Consider the following 20,671-nt stretch of genomic DNA (forward strand, 5'->3'; position numbering starts at 1 on the left):
TCGGAAATGGCAGCTGCCAAGGGATACGTCATCATCACTGAGGACATCAAGGACCCGGCCGGGATGGGGGAGTACGCGAAGCTGGCGTCGAAGGCGATGGGCGGTGCCACCATCGTGGCAGTCGACCAGAAGCCGGAGGTCATCGAGGGCGCCTGGCACGGCACCCAGACCGTCGTGCTGGAGTTCGAGTCCGTCGACGCCGCGCGCGAATGGTATTACTCCGACGCCTACCAGGCAGCCGCCAAGGTCCGTCAGGGCGCGGCGGAGTGCAACGGCGTCATCATCTCCGGCTTCCCTTCCTGATCGGCGGCCGCAGTGCGTTACAGCATCACGTACCCGATGCACGCTCATCCCTACCACCCGGATCTGGTGAGTGGCAGCGGAGTTGCGGCGATGGCCGCTGCGGCCGAAGCGGCGGGTTTCGACGGCTTCGGGTTCACCGACCATCCAGCTCCGTCGCAACGTTGGCTCGACGCCGGCGGTCACGATGCACTGGATCCGTTCGTGGCCATGGGTTTCGCCGCGGCACACACCACGACACTGCGCCTGGTGCCCAACATCGTGGTGCTGCCGTATCGGAATCCGTTCGTGGTGGCCAAATCCGGTGCCACCCTTGACCTGCTGTCCGGCGGCCGGTTCACCCTGGCCGTCGGAGTCGGTTACCTCAAGCGGGAATTCGCCGCGCTCGGGGTCTCCTACGACGAGCGCGCCGCACTGTTCGACGAGGCGCTCGAGGTGATCCGCGGCATCTGGACCACCGACGATTACACCTTCGAGGGCAAGAACTTCAGCGCCCGGGGGATCACGGCGCACCCGCGGCCGGCAGCGAGTCCGCATCCGCCGATCTGGATCGGCGGCAACACGTCTGCCGCGCGCGCCCGGGTGGCCAAACACGGTGACGGCTGGTGCCCGTTCGCCGCGCCGGCGGGCCTGGCCAAGACCGCGGGTACGGCAGCGATCGATTCGCTGGACGCCTTGGCCACCGGCATCGAGGATCTGCGGGCGCGGCTGGCCGCGGCCGGTCGCGATCCGGACGGAATCGACATCGTGTTCAACAACTTTGAGGGCGGAAGCCCCGGCGACGACGACTTCGATGCCGAGGCCTACCTGGCCGGTGTGGACAAGCTCGCCGCGCTGGGTGTGACCTGGCTGCATGTCACTCTGCCCGGTGACAGTCTGGCGCATGCGCTGGAGGCCGCCGAGAAATTCGGGAAGACGGTTATCGCCGCCGCGTAGTCCATTCCCGCCGAGATCAACGCTCTGGTCGGTTTTCCGATCCAGAAGCGACCATAGCGTTGATCTCGCGGAGAATCAGGCTGGCGTCAACGCGGCGATCGGCGTGGTGGTCGTGGCGTGCACCAGCAACTCGGCCAGCTCGCGCGGGCGGCTCAGGAACGGCGAGTGCGATGCGTCGATGGTCAGCTGTTCGACACCGAGACGTCGGGTGACGGTGTCGGCCAGCCATTGCGGCATCGAGCGATCCTGCAGACAGCGGATGAAGCTGCGAGGCAGGTCGGCCGCCCAGAACTGCGGCACCGACACCGGCGTCACCGTGGTGTCACCGAACCGCTCGGGGCCGAGGCGATCGAAAGCCCAACGGGCCGTTGCCTCGTCGCAGTCGTGGTAGAAGTAGCGCCACGCCCCGTCGAAGTCGGCGAAGTGCATGGCGCCTTCCTCGTCGAAATGCAGGTAGCCCAGCATCTCACCGACATCACCGTCGAACTCGCCACCCAAATCGTCCTCGGCCGAACGCATGGCCATGGCCTCGGGATACGTCCGGCCTTCTCTGGGCAGTGCCGCGGCCAGATAAACGATGTGGCCCACCAGTTCCGGGGCCGCATCGGCGGCCAGGGTCGCGTCGAACCCGCCGCCGGAATGTCCGACCAGCACATCCCCGGGCTGCATCACCTCGACGATCGCGGCGCGGCGGTTGGCCAGGGTTGATTCCTCGGCCACCCGGGCGCCGTGGCCGGGCAGGTCCACGGCGACGCCGTCGTGACCGAGGCTCTGCAACTCGGCGACGGTCCGCTCCCAGCACCAGGCCGCGTGAAAACCGCCGTGTACGAAGACGAACCGCACGCCTACTCGTCCTTGATCGAGATGGCCTGCCGGGGACATTGGCGCACCGCTTCGCGGATCAGCGCCTCGTTCTCGGGCGTGACATCCTCCTGAAGGATGTGGAGGTAGTCCTGATCGTCGAGATCGAACACTTCGGGGATGATCCCCATACAGACCGCGTTGCTCTCGCAGATCTCGAAATCGACGTGAACCTTCTTGGTCATCAGCGCCCTCTGTTCTTCGCGCAAGCGCTCATCACCGCAACACCCTCACCGGCACGTGCGAGTAACCCGCCACATTCTGCATGTGAACCCGCTGCAGCTCATCCCATCTCACCTCGTAGCGGGGCATGAAGTCGAGCAACTTCTCCAGCGCGACGGCGCTCTCCATGCGGGCCAGTGCGGCCCCGAGACAGCTGTGGATGCCGTAGCCCAGCCCCAGGTTCTGTGCCTCCGTGCGGTCGCGCTCGATGTCGAAGGCGTCGGCGTCGGTGAACGCGTTGGGATCGCGATTGGCCGCGGCACTGATCAGGAACACCGCCTTGCCCGCCGGGATGGTGCCACTGGGCACGTGGGCTTCCTTGAGGGTGTAGCGCACGTTGTACTGCACCGGGCCCTCGTAGCGCAGCAATTCCTCAATGGCGGCCGGCACCTTCTCGCGGTCGTCGAGGAGTTTCTGCCACTGCTCGGGGTTGCGCGCGAACAGCACCATGGCGGTGCCGATGAGTTTGGTGACGGTCTCGGCGCCGGCCCCACCGAGCAGGGTGGCGAACCCGGTGATCTCGATGTCGTCGAGGCGGCGCATCTGGCCGTCCTCGCCCGGGATCTCGGCGGCGATGAGCCGGCTGATCATGTCGTCCTGCGGGTCTTCCCGGCGCTTCTGCACCAGGCCGTAGTAGTAGATGCCGGTATCGATGTTGGCCTGCATCCCGGCTTCTGAGTAGCCGATCTGCCCGGGCTCACGGGACAGGCTGGTGTCGATCCAGTGCCGGACCTGCTGGCGGTACTCGGGGTCGACGCCGGCCATCCGGGTGATGACCTCGACCGGGAACGGGCCCGAGAAATCCTGGACGACATCGAACTCGTCGGACTTGATCAACCCGAGGTGGTAGTCGATCTGCTCAACCACGGTGTCGCGCTGGGACTGGATCATGCGCGGGGTGAACGCCTTGTTGAGCAGGCTGCGCATGTGCCGGTGATCGGGCGGGTCCATGAAGATGATCGACTTCTGTGGCGGCTCGGCGCTCTGCACCATGGCCAGATCGCAGCCACGCGACGAGGAGAACGCCTCGTGGTCCTTCAGGGCCGCCGACACGTCCTCATGCCGCGTCAGGGCATAGAAGTCGGAGTCCTCGTTGTAGTACAGCGGCGCGTCCTGGCGCATCCGGCGGTACATGTCGAACGGGTTGTTGAAGAACTCCTCGGAGAACGGATCGAAAATCACCTGGGCCTTGGTCATTTGGCTGGCTCCTCCTTCGCGGCGGGCTGCGCCGGAAGTGCTGTGAAACGTTACGGGAAACTGTTGAACTGTAACGCTAACAGTAAACCCTCCTGGGGTGTTTGAAAAGCACAAAATGGGTGCTGATCAGGTCGTGATGACGCGCAAAGTCACTTGAGTGCGGCGTCGAGCAGGTCCTCGAGACGGCCCAGGTCGCTGTCCAGCTCAGAGGCGGTTCTGCGGACCACCGCCACGTCTTTGCCGATGAATTCGCCGACTCTGGCGATGAATGCGTCTGCCGAGCCGGTGGCGGCGATACCGCCCAGCGCGCGGCTTGCCGCACTGCCGTGGGTGAGCGCGGTCAGCAGCGTCGCCTCGTCGATACCCAGTCGATCGCCCAGACGCACGCCCTCGGCCACCGCACCGATCTGCGCGGCGAACAACGCGTTGTTCACCAGCTTCACCCGTTGTCCGGCGCCGACCGGACCGACGTGCAGTACCGGATCGGCATAGGCGGTCAGCACTTCGCGGGCGCGAGCGACCGCGTCCTCGTCACCGCCGGCGAACACCGTGACGGTGCCGGCCGCGATGTCATGCGGTCCGCCGCTGACCGGTGCGTCGACGACGGCGATGCCGCGGGCGGCCCCGCGCTCGGCGAGGACCTCGGCGGTGCGGGGACTGCCGGTGGTGTGCAGCACGAGCACCGAACCGGCCGGCATCTCGTCGATCAGATCCGGGCAGAGTTCGCGGACCTGTTCGTCGGTGAACACACAGACGATCGTGACGTCGGCATCGGCGACGGCAGCGCTCGCCGAATCTACCGGCTCTGCGCCGAGTCCGGCTATCGCAGCGCGCTTTTCGTCGTCGCGGCCCAAGGCCCGCACCTGGTGTCCGGCGTCGGCCAGGCGGCGCACCATCGGAGCGCCCATCCGGCCTGCCCCGATGAAACCGATGCGCATCAGCGGGGATGGTTCATGATGGCCAGGGCGTTGTCGGCGGCGTCGAATACCGCGCCCTGGGGAGCCGAGGCGTCGTCGGCCAGGCTGGCGGCATGCCGGCAGTCCTTCTGCAGCAGCGCCCCCGCGATCGGCGCCAGGTTGTCCAGCGTCCCGCCGAACATGGCGATGCTGTTGAGCGCCTTACTGGTGGCTGAGCCGCGCGAGATCACCTCGCACAACGCCTGGCGCGGAACCCCCAGCGCCTCACCGAGTTCCAGCGCACTCATGGCCGAACCCAGGTTGGCGCTGAACAGCAGGTTGTTCAGGATCTTGGCGACCTGGCCCGCGCCGATCCCGCCGAGGTGAACGATCGGATCGGCATAGGTGGCGAACACCGGCCGCACCCGCTCGACGACTTCCTCGGCGCCGCCGACCATCACCAGCAGGGTGCCGGCCGAGGCGGCGGGCTCGCCGCCGCTCACCGGAGCGTCGACGACAGAAACGCCATGGGCGGCAGCCTTTTCTGCGATCTCGCGACAGGTGTCGGGGTGCACCGTGGAGTGGATGGCGATGACGCCGCCGGGCGCCAGTCCGGCCAGCACACCGTTCTCGCCGTCGAGCACCTGGCGAACGTCGTCGTCGCCGACCACACACAGGCACACCAGATCACTGGCTGCGGCCAGTTCGGCGGGGGAGCCCGCGGTCTTGGCCGCGGTGTCGGCGAAGGGTTCCAGGGACGCCAGGCGCCGGGCCCACAGGGTCGTCTCGAAGCCGCCTTCGACAATCCGCCGGGCCATCGGCGCGCCCTGGCTGCCCAGCCCGATAAATCCGACTCGCATCAACCTGCCTCCACTTCCAGTTCGGTATTCACAGTGCCTGTCACCGGCTCGAGGCCGCGGTCGGCTACGCATTGTTCGGCGAAGGACAAAACCTTGCGGTGATAACTCGCGGCGGTCAGCCCCACGCTGAGGTTGTGCCCGCTGTCGGCGAGCTCACCGGTCTGGACCCGGGGCGAGGCGGTGAACATCGCGCCGATCGCGGCCAGCGCCTCGGCATCGGACTCCCAGACGTTCTCGTGCTCGCCGGCGAGGAACTGCACCGGCACTTTCGTCTGTCCGGCCAGGGCCGGAAAGTCCTGCCGCGACCAGCTTTTGATGACATCGCCCTCGTAAGCGGTGCCGCCCGCTGACAATCCGGCGCCGACCACGTCCGACGGGTAGAGCCTGGCCGGCTCCCACAGCAGTTCACGCAGACCGCGCGGGCGATTCACGGGTGAGGCGTCCTTCAGCAGCTCCTGTGCCCCCGGGTGGTAGCGGCGGCCGGTGCCGGCCAGTGATACGCCGAGCACCTCGGGCCGTTGCACCGCCAGGTGCAGGGCCAGCTCACAGCCCATCGAATGGCCCAGAACGAACAGGTCCGACGCACCGGCGATGCGCTGGATTGCGCCGAACGCCAACGCGACCCGCTGTTCGGGCCGTGCCATGGCGTCCGGGTAGGCCGCCGACGCGCCATAGCCGGGGCGATCCAGCGCGATCACGGTGTACCCCTGGTCGACCGCGAAGCGCAGTAGCGACAGCTCCGGGTGCCCGGGGCAGTCGAAGTAAGCAGACGTGGTGGCGCCGCCGTGCAATGCGACAACGACGGCGCGCGGGTCGGGGGACTCGGCGACCAGGGCCGACATCGGGACGCCGTCGACCATCACCACCCTGGGGTGCGGGTCGGCCTTACTCATGGCTCAGTCGTCCCTGCGCATCAGCAGCACGCCGCTCGGGGTCAGACCCCCGCTGCTGGCCACAGCGACGCGTGCGCCGGCCACCTGGCGCTCACCGGCCTCGCCGCGCAGCTGGGTGACGGCTTCGTGGATGAGGCCCATCCCGTGGGTGCGGCCGTGCGAGAGCTGGCCGCCGTGGGTGTTGAGCGGGATGATGCCGTCGCGGGCGATGTTGTGGCCGCCGTCGAGGAAGTCCTTGGCCTCTCCGATGCCGCAGAAGCCAAGACCCTCCAGCCAGGACAGACAGTTGAAGCTGAACCCGTCATAGAGCTCGGCGACATCGACATCGCTGGGGCGCAACGAGGTTCGTGACCACATGTGCGCGCTCTGCCCGAGCACCTGCGGTTCGTGGGTCAGCGTGGTCTGGTCCCAGTCCAACCGTTCGATGATCTGGGTGCCCACCGCCTCGAATAGGATCGGCGGCTTGGCGAGATCGCGCGCGACATCGACGGCGGAGACGATGACGGCCACCGCGCCGTCACACGGCACGTCGCAGTCGTAGAGGCCGAACGGCGTGGTGATCATGCGGGCCGACAGGTAGTCGTCCATGGTCATCGGATCGCGGTAGATCGCGGTCGGGTTCAGCGCGGCGTTGGCGCGCTGGTTCAGCGCGATCCAGCCGAGCGTCTCCCGCGTCGTGCCATACCGGTCGAAGTGGCGACCGGCGTTCTGTGCCAGCGTGTGTGCCGCCGAGGTGGACCCGAACGGGTACTGCCAGCTGTTGGTGCGGCCACCCATCGGAGGGGACATCTTGCCCTCCTTGACCAGCTGACCGAAGGTCGCCTCCCACAGGGTGCGGAAACACAGGACGTGCTTGGCCATTCCGGTGGCGACGGCCATCATGGCCGCGATCACCGAGCCTCCGGGACCGAACGTGTCCATGCCGCCGTTGATCCACGTCGGCCGGAGCCCGAGCGCGCCCTCCAGCGCGGTCACGCCGCCTTCGCCCATGCCGGCGATGTCCAGACCCGGATAGGTGGACAAACCGTCGATGTCGTCGAACGTCAAACCGGCGTCGGCGACCGCTTTTTCGGCGGCTTCGATGGTCAGTGACAACGGCGGCACCATCAGTCGGCGGCCGATGGCGGACATGCCGATGCCGGTGATGGCCGAGTGGTCCTCGAACTTCTCCTTGGTCAGCATCGGCCGGACGTACTTGCCGACGTCCTGCGGAGCGACGGGCTCGGCGACCGGCGGGGTGGAGGTGGTGTCAGCCGACGGCTTGAACACCGGCAGCCAGACATCCTCGATGTGCAGGAACTCGACCTCCACCGGCATCCCCAGCTTCAGATCGTCCGGCTCGCAGTCGACGATGTTGGTCGTCAGCCGGACCCGGGGATCCTCGGCGATGGCCACCTCGGCCACCACATACGGCGGTGGCATATCGGGGAAACCGAACCGGTGGTTGACAGTGAATCCCGCCAGCGATGCCCGGCCGGACACGTCGCGCACACCCATGTTGTGGCTGCGGCAATAGCGGCAGACCGGCTGCGGCGGATGGATGAGGGCGCTGCAGTCCTGGCACTCCTGGATTCGCAGCACCCCGTCGGCGCCCGCGGTCCAGAAGTACTCGTTGAGCGTGGTGACCGTCGGGAGCGGACGTCCCGGTATCTGTGACAACTCGACTCCGGTGGTAAGCGGGTTATTCTGTGTGGAGAATCACGTTACCAGTTTCCGGGATCGGTGATCCAGCACCTACGTATTCGAGCCGGGCTCAGCCGGCCTCCCGCTGTGCCCGGGTGTCCTTCAACTCGATGATCGCGTGCACGGGGCAGTCCAGCAGGGCACGCCGGACCGCGTCCTCGTCGGCCTCGGGAATGTTGCCGTCACCCTGAAGTGAGGCGTACCCCCAGTCGTCGAGCGGGAAGTACTCCGGTGCGTGCTTGGCGCACAATCCGAAGCCATCGCACAACGTGCGATCGAGCTTGACCTTCATACCGCCACCACCGCCTCCACGGACTCCACCTCGTAGGGCCGATCGGCAGTGAATGCACCGGAACGGCAAGTCTGACAGCCATTTTCGAGGTGACGCTGCACCAGGTCGGGGAACTGGGACAGCAGGCTCGCCGCCACATTGGCCGCACCGTCGAGCGTGGCGCAGGCGCCACGGCCGCGCAACACCACCGACCACCGCTTGAGCCGGTCCAGGTCCTCCTGCGTGGCCAGGCCGTCGCGCAGGCCCGTGGCGACGGCTGCCATGGCGGCCGTTCCGTTGAAGCACGAACCGCACTGGCCGGCGTTTTCGCGGTCGAAGTACGCCAGTACCGACGCCGCGACCGCCACCGGGCAGTCATCGGTGAGAATGCCGATCGCGCCGCAGCCCAACCCGCTGCCGAGGGCCCGCACCGACTCGTGATCCAGTGTGATCCCGACGATGTCGCGGTTGACCAGTCCGGCGAAGTACCCGCCCATCAGCGCCCCGTGGACTTTTTCGGGGGACACCCCGTGCAGGGTCAGCAGATCGGCGAAGGCGATGCCGTGTGGTAGTTCGTACAGCGCGGGCACGCGTCCGGCCCCGGTGATCGTGGCCAGGAAGGTGCCGGGCGAGGCCTCGGTGCCCAGTTCCCGGAACGTCCGGGCGCCGTGCTGATGGAGGAATGCCAGGTGGGCCAGCGTCTCGACATTGCTGATCAGCGTCGGCTTGCCATCCACCCCCTCCTCGAACGGGCGCGGTGGCTTGTCCGTCGGTTTCGCCGGTCCTCCGTTGACCACGTGTACGGCGGCGGTTTCTTCGCCGGCGACGTAACCCGGAGTGACGGTGAGTAATTCGACTGCCATCCCGTCCAGATGGCCGGAAAGCTCGGCGAGCGCGCGCTCGACGCTCTCGGCGGCGCGGGGATCCGATACGTACACCACGACGCGATCGGCACCGACGATCCCGGCGGCCAGTCGCAGGCCGTCCAGCACCGCATGGGGGCGGTTGCGCAGCAACCAGCGGTCTTTGATCGAGGCCGGTTCACCCTCTTCGCCGTTGGCGATCACGACTGAGCCGGTCTTGGCGCCGCCGCCCCGCTGCCCGTTGTCGCGGACCGTGCGCAGCTTCACCGCCATCGGGAAAGCCGCACCGCCCCGGCCCAGCAATCCACTCGCCTGTACCTCGTCCAGTAACCGCTGCGGATCAGTAAGGGCGCCATAGCCCCCGGCCTGTCGATAGTCGCTCAGGCCTTCCGGTCCGTCGCGCAGGAGGCGCGGGGTGATTCCCGGCCATGCCGCGACCGTCAGTTCGGCTGTCATGGTCACATCCCGTCCCCGGTTAGGCTTACCGGCATGAGAACTGCGGTGGTGCGCGTCGGAGTCGACCCGGCCGGTGAGCTCGGGGCGCAGGAGTTATCCGACGGCATGGCAACGCTTCGCGAGTTGCTGGGTGAACGTGGCGCCGAGGTGCTGGACAACCAACTCGCCGGACTGCCCGCGAATCGCCGCGAGGTCGAGGTGCTGATCGCCGGCAACGACGCACCAGAGCTGCAGGCCATCGCGATGGAACTGTGTGCCAAGGCTTTCGGCACCGCGCCCAGCCCCGGAGTGGTCACCTTCGTCAGCCGCGGGACCGACGAGGATGCCCGCGGTGTGCTGGCGGGGTTCGGACTGTCCGGTGAGATCGTTCGTTCTGTCGACGTGGAGGGCTGGGATGTGGTGACGGTGACCCTGGACAAGGCCGACCTGACACGCATCCCGGAAAGCCGCATCCACACCGCTCTGGAGGCTTCGCTGAACTGCGAGGTGCACATCCGGACGGTGTGAGCACTCGGCAGACGTCACCGACTTCACGTCGACCCCAGGAAGTCGATGATCGCCGGGGCGGCCTGGACCCATGTGTCGAACAGGCAGAACGTCTTACCGCCGCTCTGCGCGAACTTCTCCCCGGCCCGCTCCCAGGCGTCCTCGGGCCACGGTGGGTCGATCAACTTGGAGCCCTTGATCAGGCAGCTCACCTCAAGCGAGGTGCGTTTGGGGTGGTCCCAGTCGTTCTCGCCGCCCCGGATGATCAGGGTGGGCACGGTGATGTTGTCGAACATCTCATCGGGGACACCGGGAATGGTCTGGCCGGGTTTCGAGACAAACGCGTTGAGCCAGCGGAGCATGACCTTGAGGAACTCGTCTTCATCGAGGTCGAGCAGGCGCTGCCGGTTCGCCGGGTTCTCCGCGATCCGTTCGCGCCATTCCGGCACGTTCAGCAATCCCTTGATACCGAGTCCTCGTACCGCCAGGATGCTCGGCGTCACGTAGTGGCCACCGAGTACGAACGAGCCGTACACGCCGCCGACGATGTTCCACACCACCAGCTTTCGGACGATCTCCGGGTACAGCATGGTGGTCAGCATCGAGTCCCGCGCTCCACCTGAGCCGCCGAGGATGAAACACGGCCCGATATCGAGTGCGGTGATCAGCCGGTAGAGCGTCTCGGCACGCATGTGCGATTCGCTCTGGCCGTAGAACTGCACATCGGAGCGCCCGCAGTTGGGCCGGTCCCACAGCAGCACCCGGTAGCCACCCTCGACCAGGGCTTCGGCCAGCGGGCGCAATCCCGGAATGTCCTTGCTGAACCGGCCACCGGGAGTCAGCGCGATGAAATCACCCTTGTCGCCGAGGATTTCGTAGACGACATTGCCGCCATTGATCTCCATGGTCTTCTCGCCAGGCTTGAGCTCGGGGGTTCCCAGGGCCAACTGAATTTCACTCACGCCATCACCAACACATCATCTCCAACCACACGGACCGGGTACGTACGGATACTCCATTCCGGCTTCACCGCGGTGGTGCCGGTTGCCAGCTCGAAACCCCATTGGTGCCATGGGCAGTAGATGAACTCCTTGTCGCGCACCATCACTGCGTCGCCGGGTACGTCGTCGTCGACCACGGTGCGGCCCCGTGCCCGGCCCGAGCACAGGGGGCCGCCCTCGTGCGGGCAGTAGTTGGCGATGGCATAGAACGTGCCGTTGACGTTGTACACACCGACGCCGTGGCGTCCGATCGGTACCAGTTTGTGTGTGCCTGGCGGGATTTCGTCGACCGTTGCGACGACGTGCTCGCGTCCCTGCGCGAGCCGGGGGCGCTTGTCGGGTTCTGCCATCAGAAGACCCGAGCCTGTCCCTCGAGGACCGGAACGGTCTCCGGGAGCTTGTAGGTCGCGATGCCGTTGCGGAACATGATCGCCTCACGGGCGTGTTCGGGCAGGTGCTTGACCAGCCAGCGTGGGTCGTCGAAGGTCCAGTGCGGGTAGTCGCTGGAGTACAGCAGGATCTTCTCGCATTCCATCCACTCGAACGCCCGGGACAGCTCGGTCTTGTCCTCGGGGTAGTCCAGCGGCTGGGTGGTGAATTTGATGTGGTCCTTGACGTATTCACTGGGCTTCCGCTTGATGTCCATCCAGCCCTTGCGCTTCTCGTAGATGGCGTCCATGCGCCACATCAGCGGCAGGATCCAGGTGAAGGCGTGCTCGACGAACACGATGCGCAGTGTGGGGAACCGGTCGAAGACCCCGTCGAAGATCAGGCTCATCACCTGGTTGGCCGCCAGCAGCGAGTAGCTGACCATGAAGTCGTGGTTGTAGCTGGGCAATCCGACCGGAGGAAGCGGCAGGGTCTCGTACTCGCCGCGGGACAGGTGGCAGCTCACGGTGATGTCGTGCTTGGTGGCCGCGGCCCAGATCGGGTCGTACTTCGGGTCGCCCCATGACGGCCGCGGTTCGGCCTTGATCAGAACCTGCGCCATGTACGGGTGTTCGGCCCACTGCTCGATCTCGGCCACCGCCAACTGTGGCTCCTCGATTGCCACACAGACCGATCCGCGCCAGCGCTCGTGCCAGTTGTTGTGGCTGTCGAGCCAATGGTTGGCCAGCCACAGGTTGGTGGCGGTGCAGTAGGCCGCAGTGGCTTCACCGAGCCGGTGCTCGGAGTGCGTTGGCTCGAGGATGGCGATGTCGGAGCCGGCCTCCATGATGAGCTGACGCAGCGCCATGTCCGGATCGCTACAAGCGAATTCACCGTCCGGCGGGAAAGCGTCCACTCGCATCGCATAGGCGTGTGCGTAATCCGGTGCGTCGTAGTAGATCTGCTCGCCGACCTTGTGGTTCAGAAAGTACTTGGTGCGCCAGGGTTCCGGGATGTACTCGATCAGCTCACCGCGCCGCGGCATGGGGTGTACGTCGGAGTCGACGCACCGGACCGCAATCCGCTCGGTAGCCGGCACCCGCGGGTTTGTCGTGATCGGCTGCGTGGTTGTCATAAGGGCTGTCCTCACTGCCTCTACCGTGCCGCAACCGCGGACGTTGAACCGGATGCAACCGCATCCGATAACCCATATAGCTCTGCGGCGTTGCGCCACAACAACTTCTCGCGTTGTTCGGTGCTGAACGCGCTCGGGATCTCGGGTTCGTTGAGCTGCCAGTGCGGGTAGCTGGAGCCGAACATCACCATGTCTTCCTTGCCGGTGAAGCTCAACCACTCGCCGGCGAATTCGGTGTCACCGGGACCGTCAAGGGCACCCTGGACGAAGTAGACGTGCCCGGGCAGGTAGTCGCTGGGCATCTTGGGCGCCCAGGGGGTCTGCTCGAGGTGGGGACGGCCGAAGCAATCCATGCGCCACATGAACGGGGTCAACATGTCCGCGGCGCCGTCGGCCCAGACGAACTTCAACGTGGGCGTCCGCTCGAACACGCCCTCGGCGATCATGTTCATCAGGTGATAGATGTAGTTGAGCGCCATGAAGCCCAGGTACTGCTCATAGGTCCGGGTCTTGCCTGACGGGGTCGGCGCGAACTGGATGCCGGCCCCGCCCTCGATGTGGACGGCCACCGGCAGGCCGGCCTCGGCCGCCGCCTCCCACAACGGCCAGAACTGCGGCTTGCCATACAGCTCCCGCGACTGCATCGGGATGCCGATCTGCACCACACGCGGGTGGTCCTTGTACTTGTCGATCTCGCGCAAGGCGCCGACGATGTCATCCGGGTTGACCCGGATGGTGCCGCGGAACCGCTCGCCGTGTTCAGGGTGCTCGAGCCAGCGGGTCACCATCATCGCGTTGTGCGCGGCGGCCAGTGCGGTTCCGAGGTGACGGTCGGGCATGATGCCGCGGGTCATCGGGTGCAGGATTGCGATGTCCACGCCGCGGTCGGTGAACAGATGCCGCGCGGCGATATCGGGATCGGAACCGGGGTACTGGCGATCGGGCCCCTTGGTGTCCTTGGCATATTCGCCACCCGGTGCGCCGTACCAGTTCATCTCGTAGTCGGGGAAGCCGCGGCTGGCGAACGGTTCCTTCAGGAAGTTCTGCCGCAGGTCCTTGTTCGAACCGAAGAAGACGTGCACGCTCGCGTCGATCAGGGGCGTTCCCGCACTGCCGGGCTGCGCCGGGTCTTTGATTACCAAGACTGTCCTCCGATATCCGTCCGGAAACGAGCTGCGCACGCGCTGACGACGACGTGCCTCTCGCGCCGGATCTTACAGCCAGTCTAGATCCATATTCTTCTATGGCAAGAACATAGTTCTCGGAACGTCTCGGCCGTTTGTCGCAGGTAATTGCCAGTGCTGGTCACCTGCACAGCGGACTACTGCGGAGAACCGGTACTTGCTAGAGGAGAAGGTCACACCATAGAAAGAGAATGCTATTCTCATTTCGAACGTGACAGTGCGGCAGGAGGCGGCGGTTGCTACTCGAATTTGATGCCGATCAGCGGCTATGGCAGGAAACCGTGCGTGACGCGGTGACCAAACAGTGCCCGGCCACGCTGGTCCGTGAAGTGGCTGAGCAGGGTGTCGATCCGACACCGCTGTGGCAGAGCTATGTCGACCAGGGCTGGACCGAGCTCACCGACTCGGAGAATGCGGTGGAACTGGCCATCGTGCTCGAGGAGCTCGGCCGGGCCACCGACCTGACGCCGTACCTGGCGACCATGACGCAATATGCGCCGCTGGCGGGGGACCGCTTCGACGCGGCCAAGGCCGGCACCGCGGTGTACAGCGGTGTGACGGCCAACCGGGATGCCACCGGCTGGGTGCTGACCGGAACCGCCCATCACGTCCTCGAAGGGGACCGTGCCCAGAACCTGGCTGTCGTGACCGACGGTGGTGTGTTCCTGGTCGACGCCGCCAAGGTTTCCGCCAAGCGCAGCCCGGTGTTCGATCCGGTGCTGCACGTGGCGGAGGTGTCGTTCGACGACGTGCATGTCGATGACGCGGATCGTATTCACGTGGATACGGAGAAGGCGCGTCACCTGGCCCTGACCGGCATAGCCGTCACGATGGTCGGAGCCTGCCAGCGGGTTCTCGATCTGGCCCTCGAACACGTCAAGCAGCGGCAGCAGTTCGGTGTGGCGATCGGGTCGTTCCAGGCCGTGCAGCACAAGGCCGTCGACATGCACGTGGCCATCGAAAGAGCCCGGGCACTCTCGTATTTCGCCGCGCTGACCATCGCCGCCGACGACCCGCGCAGGCGGCTGGCATCGGCGATGGCCAAGGCCGCCGCCGGGGAGTGCCAGGCCGTGGTGTTCCGTCATGGCCTGCAGCTGTTCGGGGCCATGGGCTTCACCTGGGAGAACGATGTGCAGTTTGCGCTCAAGCGGGCCAAGGCGGGCGAGCTCCTGTTGGGCGGCGCCGCCGAGCACCGCGCGTTGATCGCCGCCGAATACCGCACGACCTACAGGGGCCTGTAAATGCAGCTGACATTCGATTCCGACGTCGAGGAGTTCCGCGCCGAGTTCTCCGCATTCCTCGATGCCAACCTGCCCTCGGAGGCGCAGACGCTCGAGCGGCCCCGGTCGGTGTCGCACATGCCGCAGTGGGCCCGCGACTGGCAGCGGCTGCTGTTCGACAACGGTTGGCTGCTCCCGGCCCAGCCGCCTGAGTTCGGCGGGCGAAACGCGTCGGTGGTGCAGACCTTCGTCCACCTCGACGAGCTGTGCCGCCGCCGGATCTACCACAGCTTCAACCCGCAGGGCGTCAACATCATTGCGGCATCACTGCTCACGTTCGGTTCCGACGAGCAGAAGCGCCGCTGGGCGGTACCCGTGCTGCGCGGTGAGAAGACCGCCTCGCTGGGGATGAGCGAGCCGAGTGCGGGCTCGGACCTGGCGTCGCTGCGCACGCGCGCCGTACTGGACGGGACCCACTTCGTCGTAAACGGACAGAAGGTGTGGACCTCGGGCGCTCATGACGCCGACTGGCTGCTGACTTTCGTGCGTACCGACCCGGATGCCCCGAAGCACAAGGGAATCAGCGTGCTGATCATCCCGACAGACACCCCCGGAGTGGTGTGCCGGCCGTTCGCGGACATGACCGGTGAGGAGAATCTCGACTTCAACGAGGTGTTCTTCACCGACGCCCGGGTGCCGGCCGAGAACCTTGTCGGTCCGCTCAACGGCGGATGGGGAGTGGCCAACGGTTCGCTCGGGCACGAGCGCACGATGATGTGGCTCGGTTTCGCCGACCGGATCGACAACATGCTGGCCGACTTCCAGCCCAAGACCGAGCTGGAGCGTGACCAGTACGCCACCACGATCATGGACTACCAGGCCTTGCGGGCCATGGGATCCGCGGCGCTGGCGAAGGCCTCACGCGGCGAGGCGGACACCGCGTCGGTGTCGGTGCTCAAGCTGTTCGGATCCGAAGCCGAGCGCAACGCGTTCGAGAATGCGCTGACCTCGGCCGGTCCCGACGGGTTGATCCACCCGACCACCTCGGGTCCGTACGAGCACATGAACCTCGACCACTACTTCGCGAGCTGGTTCGAGCGTTACGCCAGAAGCTTCGGCGGCACCATCGCCGGCGGGACTTCCGAGATCCAGCGCAACATCATCGCCACCCAGGTGCTGGGGCTGCCGCGCCGCTGAGTTCGTCACGCCGAGCAGACGCAAATGTCCCCGGGATCATCGGTCTCGGGGACATTTGCGCCTGCTCGCGGCTACCGGTGACGCGGAACAAAACTTAGGTTACAGTCGGCGTGATGTTCACGCTGCGATTCGACATGCGTGCGCCGCATACCTCGACGACTGACCTCTACGGCGCCGCGATCGACATGTGCGCATGGGCCGAGACGCGCGGCGCGGTGATGGCAGTGCTGTCGGAGCACCACGGCACCGCCGACGGGCACCTCGCCGCGCCGACAGTCCTCGCATCGGCGATTGCCGCCCGTACCGATCGAATACCGATTCTGCTTGCCGCGGTGCCGATTCCGTTCTGGGATCCGGTCCGCCTGGCCGAGGAGATCTGCGCGCTGGACATCATCAGCGGTGGCCGGGTCTCGTACGCCTTCGGCATCGGGCATCGTGCCGAGGAATACGAACATTTCGGTGTGGAGATGAGCGCACGCGGCAAGCTGGCCGACGAGAAGGTGGCGCTGTTGCTTCGTCTGTTGGCGGGGGAGACCGTCGACCATGACGGCCGGCGAATCACGGTCACACCCGGATGTGCGAGTCCGTCGGGACCGTACCTGCTCATCGCGGGCGGCACCCGGGCCGCGGCGCGACGTGCGGCCCGCCACGGCCTCGGGTTCATCTCGCAGTCCGCGACCCCGGGACTCAGGGAGTTCTACGAGTCCGAATGCCGCGCCAACGGCCACGAACCCGGTGTGGTCCAGTTGCCTGCGCCGAACACGCCCACTGCGGTGTTCGTGGCCGACGACGCGGACCGGGCATGGGATGAGCTGGGCCCCTTCCTACTTCACGACGTCCTCACCGCCGCGGCCTATCGGAAGGGGGACAACGCGGTCGCCAGCATCTCGCGCGCCCAGACCGTGCCGGAACTGCGGCGGCCAGGCGGCCCCTATCAGATCCTGACCGTCGACGAGGCCGCCGGTTACATCCGTGCCGGCAGACCGTTGCCCCTGCTACCGCTGTGCGGAGGGTTACCGCCCGACGTCGCCTGGTTCTACCTGGAACGGGCCGTCATGGCATCCGAACGCGCATGACCGAAAGTCGGATGAGGAGTCAAGCGTGACAGGAACTTTGCGACCCCTGCGGACCGTCGTCTGGTCGACGGGCGGCGTCGGATCGATCGCTATCGACGCGATCGCCCGGCGCCCGGATCTCGAGCTGGCCGGTGTGTGGGTGCATTCGCCGTCGAAGGTCGGGCATGACGCGGGTGTGCTCGCGGGGCGTGCGCCCCTCGGCGTGCCGGCCACCGATGACGCCGAGGCGCTGATCGCGTCGGCCCCCGACTGTGTGGTGTACGCGGCGAGTGGGCCAGACCGCGATGCCGGCGCTGTGCCCGACTACGTGCGACTGTTGAACGCCGGAATCAACGTGGTGTCAACGACATCGACCGGACTGGTGTACCCGCCGGCCTACTATTCAGCGGAATGGCGCGATCAGTTGGACGCTGCCGCCAAGGTCGGGAACTGTTCGTTCTACGCCTCAGGGGTCTTCCCCGGATTCGGCTCGGATCAACTGGCGCTGATGCTGGCAACACAATCGAAGAAGATCGACCGCCTCACGGTCACCGAGGTGTCCCTCAACGATCACTACCCGGTCGCCGACGTGATGATGGACGGGATGGGTTTCGGGCGCCCGCTGGATTTCGAGCCGATGCTCAAAACCCCTGGATTCATCGAGATGGCGTGGAAAGCACCGATTCACATGATCGCCGATGCGCTCGGGGCCGAGGTGTCCGAGATCCGGGGTTCGCTCGATCGCAGGATCACCGACCGCGACATCACGGTGGCGTTCGGGACCATCGGCGCCGGAACCTGCGGTGCGGTGTGCACGCGTGCGGCCGGTGTGGTCAACGGGCGTGAGGCCATCGTCGTCGAGCACATCATCCGGATGTCGCGCGACGTCGCACCCGATTGGCAGGCATCGGAATTCGACGCCACCTACCGGGTGGATATCAAGGGTGATCCCGACATCCACTGTGCGATGAACTTGGGGGAGGACGAGGGGTACGGTGCCGGGCAGGCGGCGATGGCCGCCACCGCTATGCGGGTGGTCAACGCGATCCCCTACGTTGTCGACGCGCCTGCGGGCTTGCTGAGCTCGGTCGATATCCCGAACACGTTGCCACGGTACGCTTTCGACTAGTCCGTGATCAGCGGACGATCACACCGCGCAGGCTGGTGTCCCGGACGTGGATCTGCGATGCGCGGGTGCCCAACTGCCGAAGAATGTTCTCCGGTATCCATCCCACGCCGATGACCGACCGGGCCAGGATCTCGTTCGAGGGGCTGTCGATACTGATCTCACCGGCTTTGATCCCTGCGGCGAGAAGCGCTTTGACCTGCTTGACACGCTGCATGAACAGCCAGCCGGGGTTGGGGGTGTCCGGCGGCGACTGGCGCATCCACGCCAACTGGATCCGGAACTCGTCTCCGAACTGGTCCAGCGCGTTGGTGTGGATCCAGCTCAGCGCGTCGAGCTTTTCGATGGTGGTGCCCTCGGATCCGAGGACCTCCGTCCAGCCCACCGCGATCTTCTCGCCGAAGGACTGCATGATCGCCGCCAGTAGTTCGTCCTTCGACCCGATGAGCCGGTACACCGTGCCGGTACCCATGCCTGCCGCCGAAGCGATATCCCGCACGGTCGTACCCTCGTAGCCGCGCCGGCCGAACTCGGCCCGTGCCACCGCCCGGATGTGGGCGGTCTTGTCATCGGTCTCGGCCTCCTCGATCCAGCTCCGAACCACGTCGTCGGCTGCCATGAACGGGACGGACTTGTCGAGCTCGGCATCGGCGGGCTGACCGGTGGACAAGCCTTCCAGCAAGATCCGGCACAGCAGGGTAGCGACCTTCTCCGGTGCGGCATTGTGGCGCATGACGTCGAGTCCGACCTGCAGCATGGACTGGCAGATCCGGTCGGCCAGTACGGCCAGGTCTACGTCCGGCCGCAGGTAACCGGCCCAACGAGCGGCCCGCAGGGTCTGCTGCATGGCGTCCAGCGTGGCAGTCGGGCGGCGCTGGGCCAGTGCGACGAGGTCGGGGTTGGAACTCGGGCTCTCGTAGAACGACATCTGGAGCGCGGCCCGGTGTGCGACGGCGCACCGCGCGATATCCGAGCCGAGTTCGGCGATACGGTCGAACGGCGACGCCGGATCGGGACCGTCCAACCGGCTCTGGGCCTGCCCGGCGATGCGGTCGAGGTCCTCGTGATACCGCTCGAGCAGTTCCACCAGGATCGCTTCCTTGGATTCGAAATGGTGGTACAGGCTGCCCGGCAGAATGCCTGCCGCATCCGCGATCTCTTGCAGTGAGGTACGGAGGCCCGACGTGGCGATCAACGTGGCAGCGGTCTCGAGGATCTCGGTCCGGCGCGTGCGATCCTCAGCAGCGGAGCCGGCGTCGATTGCGCGACCTGGGGTGCGCTTGAGCGTCCTGCGCTCCCCAGGCGTTACCTGGGGACGGCCCACAGCGACTCCACGATGATTGCTGGCTCCCGTCATACGATTTGGGTGACTGACCCAATATTTGGTTAGAGGCTACCAGAACAGTGCTGGTGCGCTGGGGATCCCGTGCAGCCATATGCGCCGGTAGAGCACTCGCGCCCGGCGTCAGCGAAGTTGCGCCGAACGTGTCGACCGCAACGCCGCCGCCCGGCTCACGCAGTGACGCCGAGCCGTTCGGTCACCCCGAACACCTCGTCGTAGATCGATCCCGGAATCGTGAACGGCTCGGTCGCAGCGACTTCCGAAAGGTGCGCGGCGATGTCGTCGGCGCTCGGGTCCGAGTCCGGTGGCGCCATCCAGCCCTCGCCCAAACCGACGAACACGCGGGCGAAGCGCCCTGCGCAGGCCGAGAAGTTCTGGTGGCTGAGCCCGCAGTCGCGGCTGGCCAGGTACACCACCAGCGGGGCGACCAGTTCCGGCCGGATCGCCTTGAAGAAGCCGTTGTCCTCAAGGACTTTCGGATCGCCCAGGGTCTCGGTGACCATTCGCGAGATACCGAACGGCAGCACGGTGTTGGCCAGAATCCCGTGCGGTGCGCCCTCGAGCGCGATCACGTTGGTCAACCCGACCAGCCCGGATTTGGCCGCGGCGTAGTGCGCCTCGAGGTGCTGGCCGAACATCCCCGCCGACGAGGCGACGAACACGAACCGGCCGTAGCCCTGGCTCTTCATCACGCGGTAGGCGGGCTGGGCGAGGTAGAACCCGCCGTCGAGGTGAACGCTCAACATGCGCCGCCACTCTTCGGCGGACAGCTCGTCGAACGGGATGCTGTTGAAGATGCCGGCATTGCTGACCACGGCGTCGAGCCGGCCGAAGCGTTCGACCGCGGTGCGCACGATCGCCTCACCGCCCTCCGGGCTGTCGACCGAATCGTAGGATGCCACGGCGGTGCCGCCGGAGGCCGTGATCTCCTCGACGACCTGATCGGCGACCGCGGCGTCGGAGCCTTGGCCCGTCATCGTGCCGCCGAGGTCGTTGACCACGACAGCGGCCCCGCGCCGTGCCAGTTCGAGCGCATACTCCCGGCCGAGGCCGCGTCCGGCGCCGGTCACCACGGCGACCTGGTCGTTGAAGTCGATCACTTTGTAGCCCTTGCTGGT

Annotated in this window: 22 protein-coding genes; 7 read left to right on the plus strand and 15 right to left on the minus strand. The window is 66.4% G+C overall.

Annotated elements, in window-relative coordinates; translation table 11 throughout:
- The first annotated feature begins 6 nt into the window (after window positions 1–6).
- Complete coding sequence (locus tag ACNQVK_RS14455; protein ID WP_418030049.1) at window positions 7–303, plus strand: DUF1330 domain-containing protein; 297 nt, start codon at window positions 7–9, stop codon at window positions 301–303.
- A gap of 12 nt (window positions 304–315) precedes the next feature.
- Window positions 316–1,236, plus strand: coding sequence for an LLM class F420-dependent oxidoreductase (locus ACNQVK_RS14460; protein WP_418030050.1), 921 nt, complete (start codon window positions 316–318; stop codon window positions 1,234–1,236).
- 75 nt (window positions 1,237–1,311) lie between these two features.
- Here ACNQVK_RS14460 and ACNQVK_RS14465 read toward each other — a convergent pair whose 3' ends face one another.
- From ACNQVK_RS14465 to ACNQVK_RS14505, 9 genes are all read right to left on the minus strand, one after another.
- Window positions 1,312–2,079, minus strand: a complete 768-nt coding sequence (locus ACNQVK_RS14465) for an alpha/beta fold hydrolase (protein WP_418030051.1) — start codon at window positions 2,077–2,079, stop codon at window positions 1,312–1,314.
- Between the two features lie 2 nt (window positions 2,080–2,081).
- Complete coding sequence (locus tag ACNQVK_RS14470) at window positions 2,082–2,282, minus strand: ferredoxin (protein ID WP_044522319.1); 201 nt, start codon at window positions 2,280–2,282, stop codon at window positions 2,082–2,084.
- Window positions 2,283–2,313: 31 nt separating this feature from the next.
- Window positions 2,314–3,516, minus strand: coding sequence for a cytochrome P450 (locus ACNQVK_RS14475; RefSeq protein ID WP_418030052.1), 1,203 nt, complete (start codon window positions 3,514–3,516; stop codon window positions 2,314–2,316).
- A 149-nt stretch (window positions 3,517–3,665) separates the two neighbouring features.
- A complete protein-coding gene (locus ACNQVK_RS14480) occupies window positions 3,666–4,454 on the minus strand; it encodes an NAD(P)-dependent oxidoreductase (protein ID WP_418030053.1) in 789 nt (262 codons plus the stop codon).
- On the minus strand, window positions 4,454–5,272 hold the full coding sequence (locus ACNQVK_RS14485; protein WP_418030054.1) for an NAD(P)-dependent oxidoreductase: 819 nt from the start codon (window positions 5,270–5,272) through the stop codon (window positions 4,454–4,456). The genes ACNQVK_RS14480 and ACNQVK_RS14485 overlap by 1 nt, the downstream gene beginning before the upstream one ends.
- Window positions 5,272–6,165: an alpha/beta fold hydrolase gene (locus tag ACNQVK_RS14490; RefSeq protein ID WP_418030055.1), complete on the minus strand. Its 894-nt coding sequence runs from the start codon at window positions 6,163–6,165 to the stop codon at window positions 5,272–5,274. The genes ACNQVK_RS14485 and ACNQVK_RS14490 overlap by 1 nt, the downstream gene beginning before the upstream one ends.
- Window positions 6,166–6,168: 3 nt before the next feature.
- Window positions 6,169–7,824, minus strand: coding sequence for a thiolase C-terminal domain-containing protein (locus tag ACNQVK_RS14495; protein ID WP_418030056.1), 1,656 nt, complete (start codon window positions 7,822–7,824; stop codon window positions 6,169–6,171).
- A 94-nt stretch (window positions 7,825–7,918) separates the two neighbouring features.
- Window positions 7,919–8,140, minus strand: coding sequence for a ferredoxin (locus ACNQVK_RS14500; RefSeq protein ID WP_044522330.1), 222 nt, complete (start codon window positions 8,138–8,140; stop codon window positions 7,919–7,921).
- A complete protein-coding gene (locus tag ACNQVK_RS14505; protein WP_418030057.1) occupies window positions 8,137–9,438 on the minus strand; it encodes an NADH-ubiquinone oxidoreductase-F iron-sulfur binding region domain-containing protein in 1,302 nt (433 codons plus the stop codon). The genes ACNQVK_RS14500 and ACNQVK_RS14505 overlap by 4 nt, the downstream gene beginning before the upstream one ends.
- 33 nt (window positions 9,439–9,471) lie before the next feature.
- Here ACNQVK_RS14505 and ACNQVK_RS14510 point away from each other — a divergent pair, with 33 nt between their 5' ends.
- Window positions 9,472–9,945, plus strand: coding sequence for a hypothetical protein (locus ACNQVK_RS14510; protein WP_418030058.1), 474 nt, complete (start codon window positions 9,472–9,474; stop codon window positions 9,943–9,945).
- Window positions 9,946–9,968: 23 nt separating this feature from the next.
- Here ACNQVK_RS14510 and ACNQVK_RS14515 read toward each other — a convergent pair whose 3' ends face one another.
- From ACNQVK_RS14515 to ACNQVK_RS14530, 4 genes are read right to left on the minus strand one after another with little or no spacing between them, the layout of a single operon-like run.
- On the minus strand, window positions 9,969–10,829 hold the full coding sequence (locus tag ACNQVK_RS14515; RefSeq protein WP_418034164.1) for an alpha/beta fold hydrolase: 861 nt from the start codon (window positions 10,827–10,829) through the stop codon (window positions 9,969–9,971).
- Window positions 10,830–10,882: 53 nt separating this feature from the next.
- Window positions 10,883–11,275, minus strand: coding sequence for a Rieske (2Fe-2S) protein (locus ACNQVK_RS14520; RefSeq protein WP_409551561.1), 393 nt, complete (start codon window positions 11,273–11,275; stop codon window positions 10,883–10,885).
- Entirely contained in the window at window positions 11,275–12,429 is a 1,155-nt protein-coding gene (locus tag ACNQVK_RS14525; protein WP_418030059.1) for an amidohydrolase family protein, read from the minus strand. Before ACNQVK_RS14525 ends, ACNQVK_RS14520 begins: the two co-directional genes overlap by 1 nt.
- A 20-nt stretch (window positions 12,430–12,449) precedes the next feature.
- Window positions 12,450–13,571 (minus strand): amidohydrolase family protein, encoded by a 1,122-nt coding sequence (locus ACNQVK_RS14530; RefSeq protein ID WP_418030060.1) that lies wholly within the window; start codon window positions 13,569–13,571, stop codon window positions 12,450–12,452.
- Window positions 13,572–13,849: 278 nt separating this feature from the next.
- Here ACNQVK_RS14530 and ACNQVK_RS14535 point away from each other — a divergent pair, with 278 nt between their 5' ends.
- The 4 genes from ACNQVK_RS14535 (at window position 13,850) to ACNQVK_RS14550 (ending at window position 18,214) form a co-directional block, all read left to right on the plus strand.
- Window positions 13,850–14,854, plus strand: coding sequence for an acyl-CoA dehydrogenase family protein (locus tag ACNQVK_RS14535; RefSeq protein WP_418030061.1), 1,005 nt, complete (start codon window positions 13,850–13,852; stop codon window positions 14,852–14,854).
- Window positions 14,855–16,030 carry an acyl-CoA dehydrogenase family protein gene (locus ACNQVK_RS14540; protein ID WP_418030062.1) on the plus strand — a complete coding sequence of 392 codons (1,176 nt, stop codon included), beginning with the start codon at window positions 14,855–14,857 and terminating at the stop codon, window positions 16,028–16,030. It abuts the gene before it with no gap.
- A gap of 113 nt (window positions 16,031–16,143) precedes the next feature.
- Window positions 16,144–17,106: an LLM class flavin-dependent oxidoreductase gene (locus ACNQVK_RS14545; protein WP_418030063.1), complete on the plus strand. Its 963-nt coding sequence runs from the start codon at window positions 16,144–16,146 to the stop codon at window positions 17,104–17,106.
- Between the two features lie 25 nt (window positions 17,107–17,131).
- Window positions 17,132–18,214: a dihydrodipicolinate reductase gene (locus tag ACNQVK_RS14550; protein ID WP_418030064.1), complete on the plus strand. Its 1,083-nt coding sequence runs from the start codon at window positions 17,132–17,134 to the stop codon at window positions 18,212–18,214.
- 7 nt (window positions 18,215–18,221) lie between these two features.
- On the opposite strand, the gene ACNQVK_RS14555 is transcribed toward ACNQVK_RS14550, so the two are convergent.
- On the minus strand, window positions 18,222–19,535 hold the full coding sequence (locus ACNQVK_RS14555) for a TetR/AcrR family transcriptional regulator (protein WP_418030065.1): 1,314 nt from the start codon (window positions 19,533–19,535) through the stop codon (window positions 18,222–18,224).
- Window positions 19,536–19,723: 188 nt separating this feature from the next.
- Window positions 19,724–20,653 (minus strand): SDR family NAD(P)-dependent oxidoreductase, encoded by a 930-nt coding sequence (locus ACNQVK_RS14560; protein WP_418030066.1) that lies wholly within the window; start codon window positions 20,651–20,653, stop codon window positions 19,724–19,726.
- Between the last annotated feature and the right edge of the window lie 18 nt (window positions 20,654–20,671).

It is taken from the genome of Mycobacterium sp. 134, assembly GCF_048282715.1.
In the GTDB taxonomy this organism is placed as follows: Bacteria; Actinomycetota; Actinomycetes; order Mycobacteriales; family Mycobacteriaceae; genus Mycobacterium; species Mycobacterium septicum.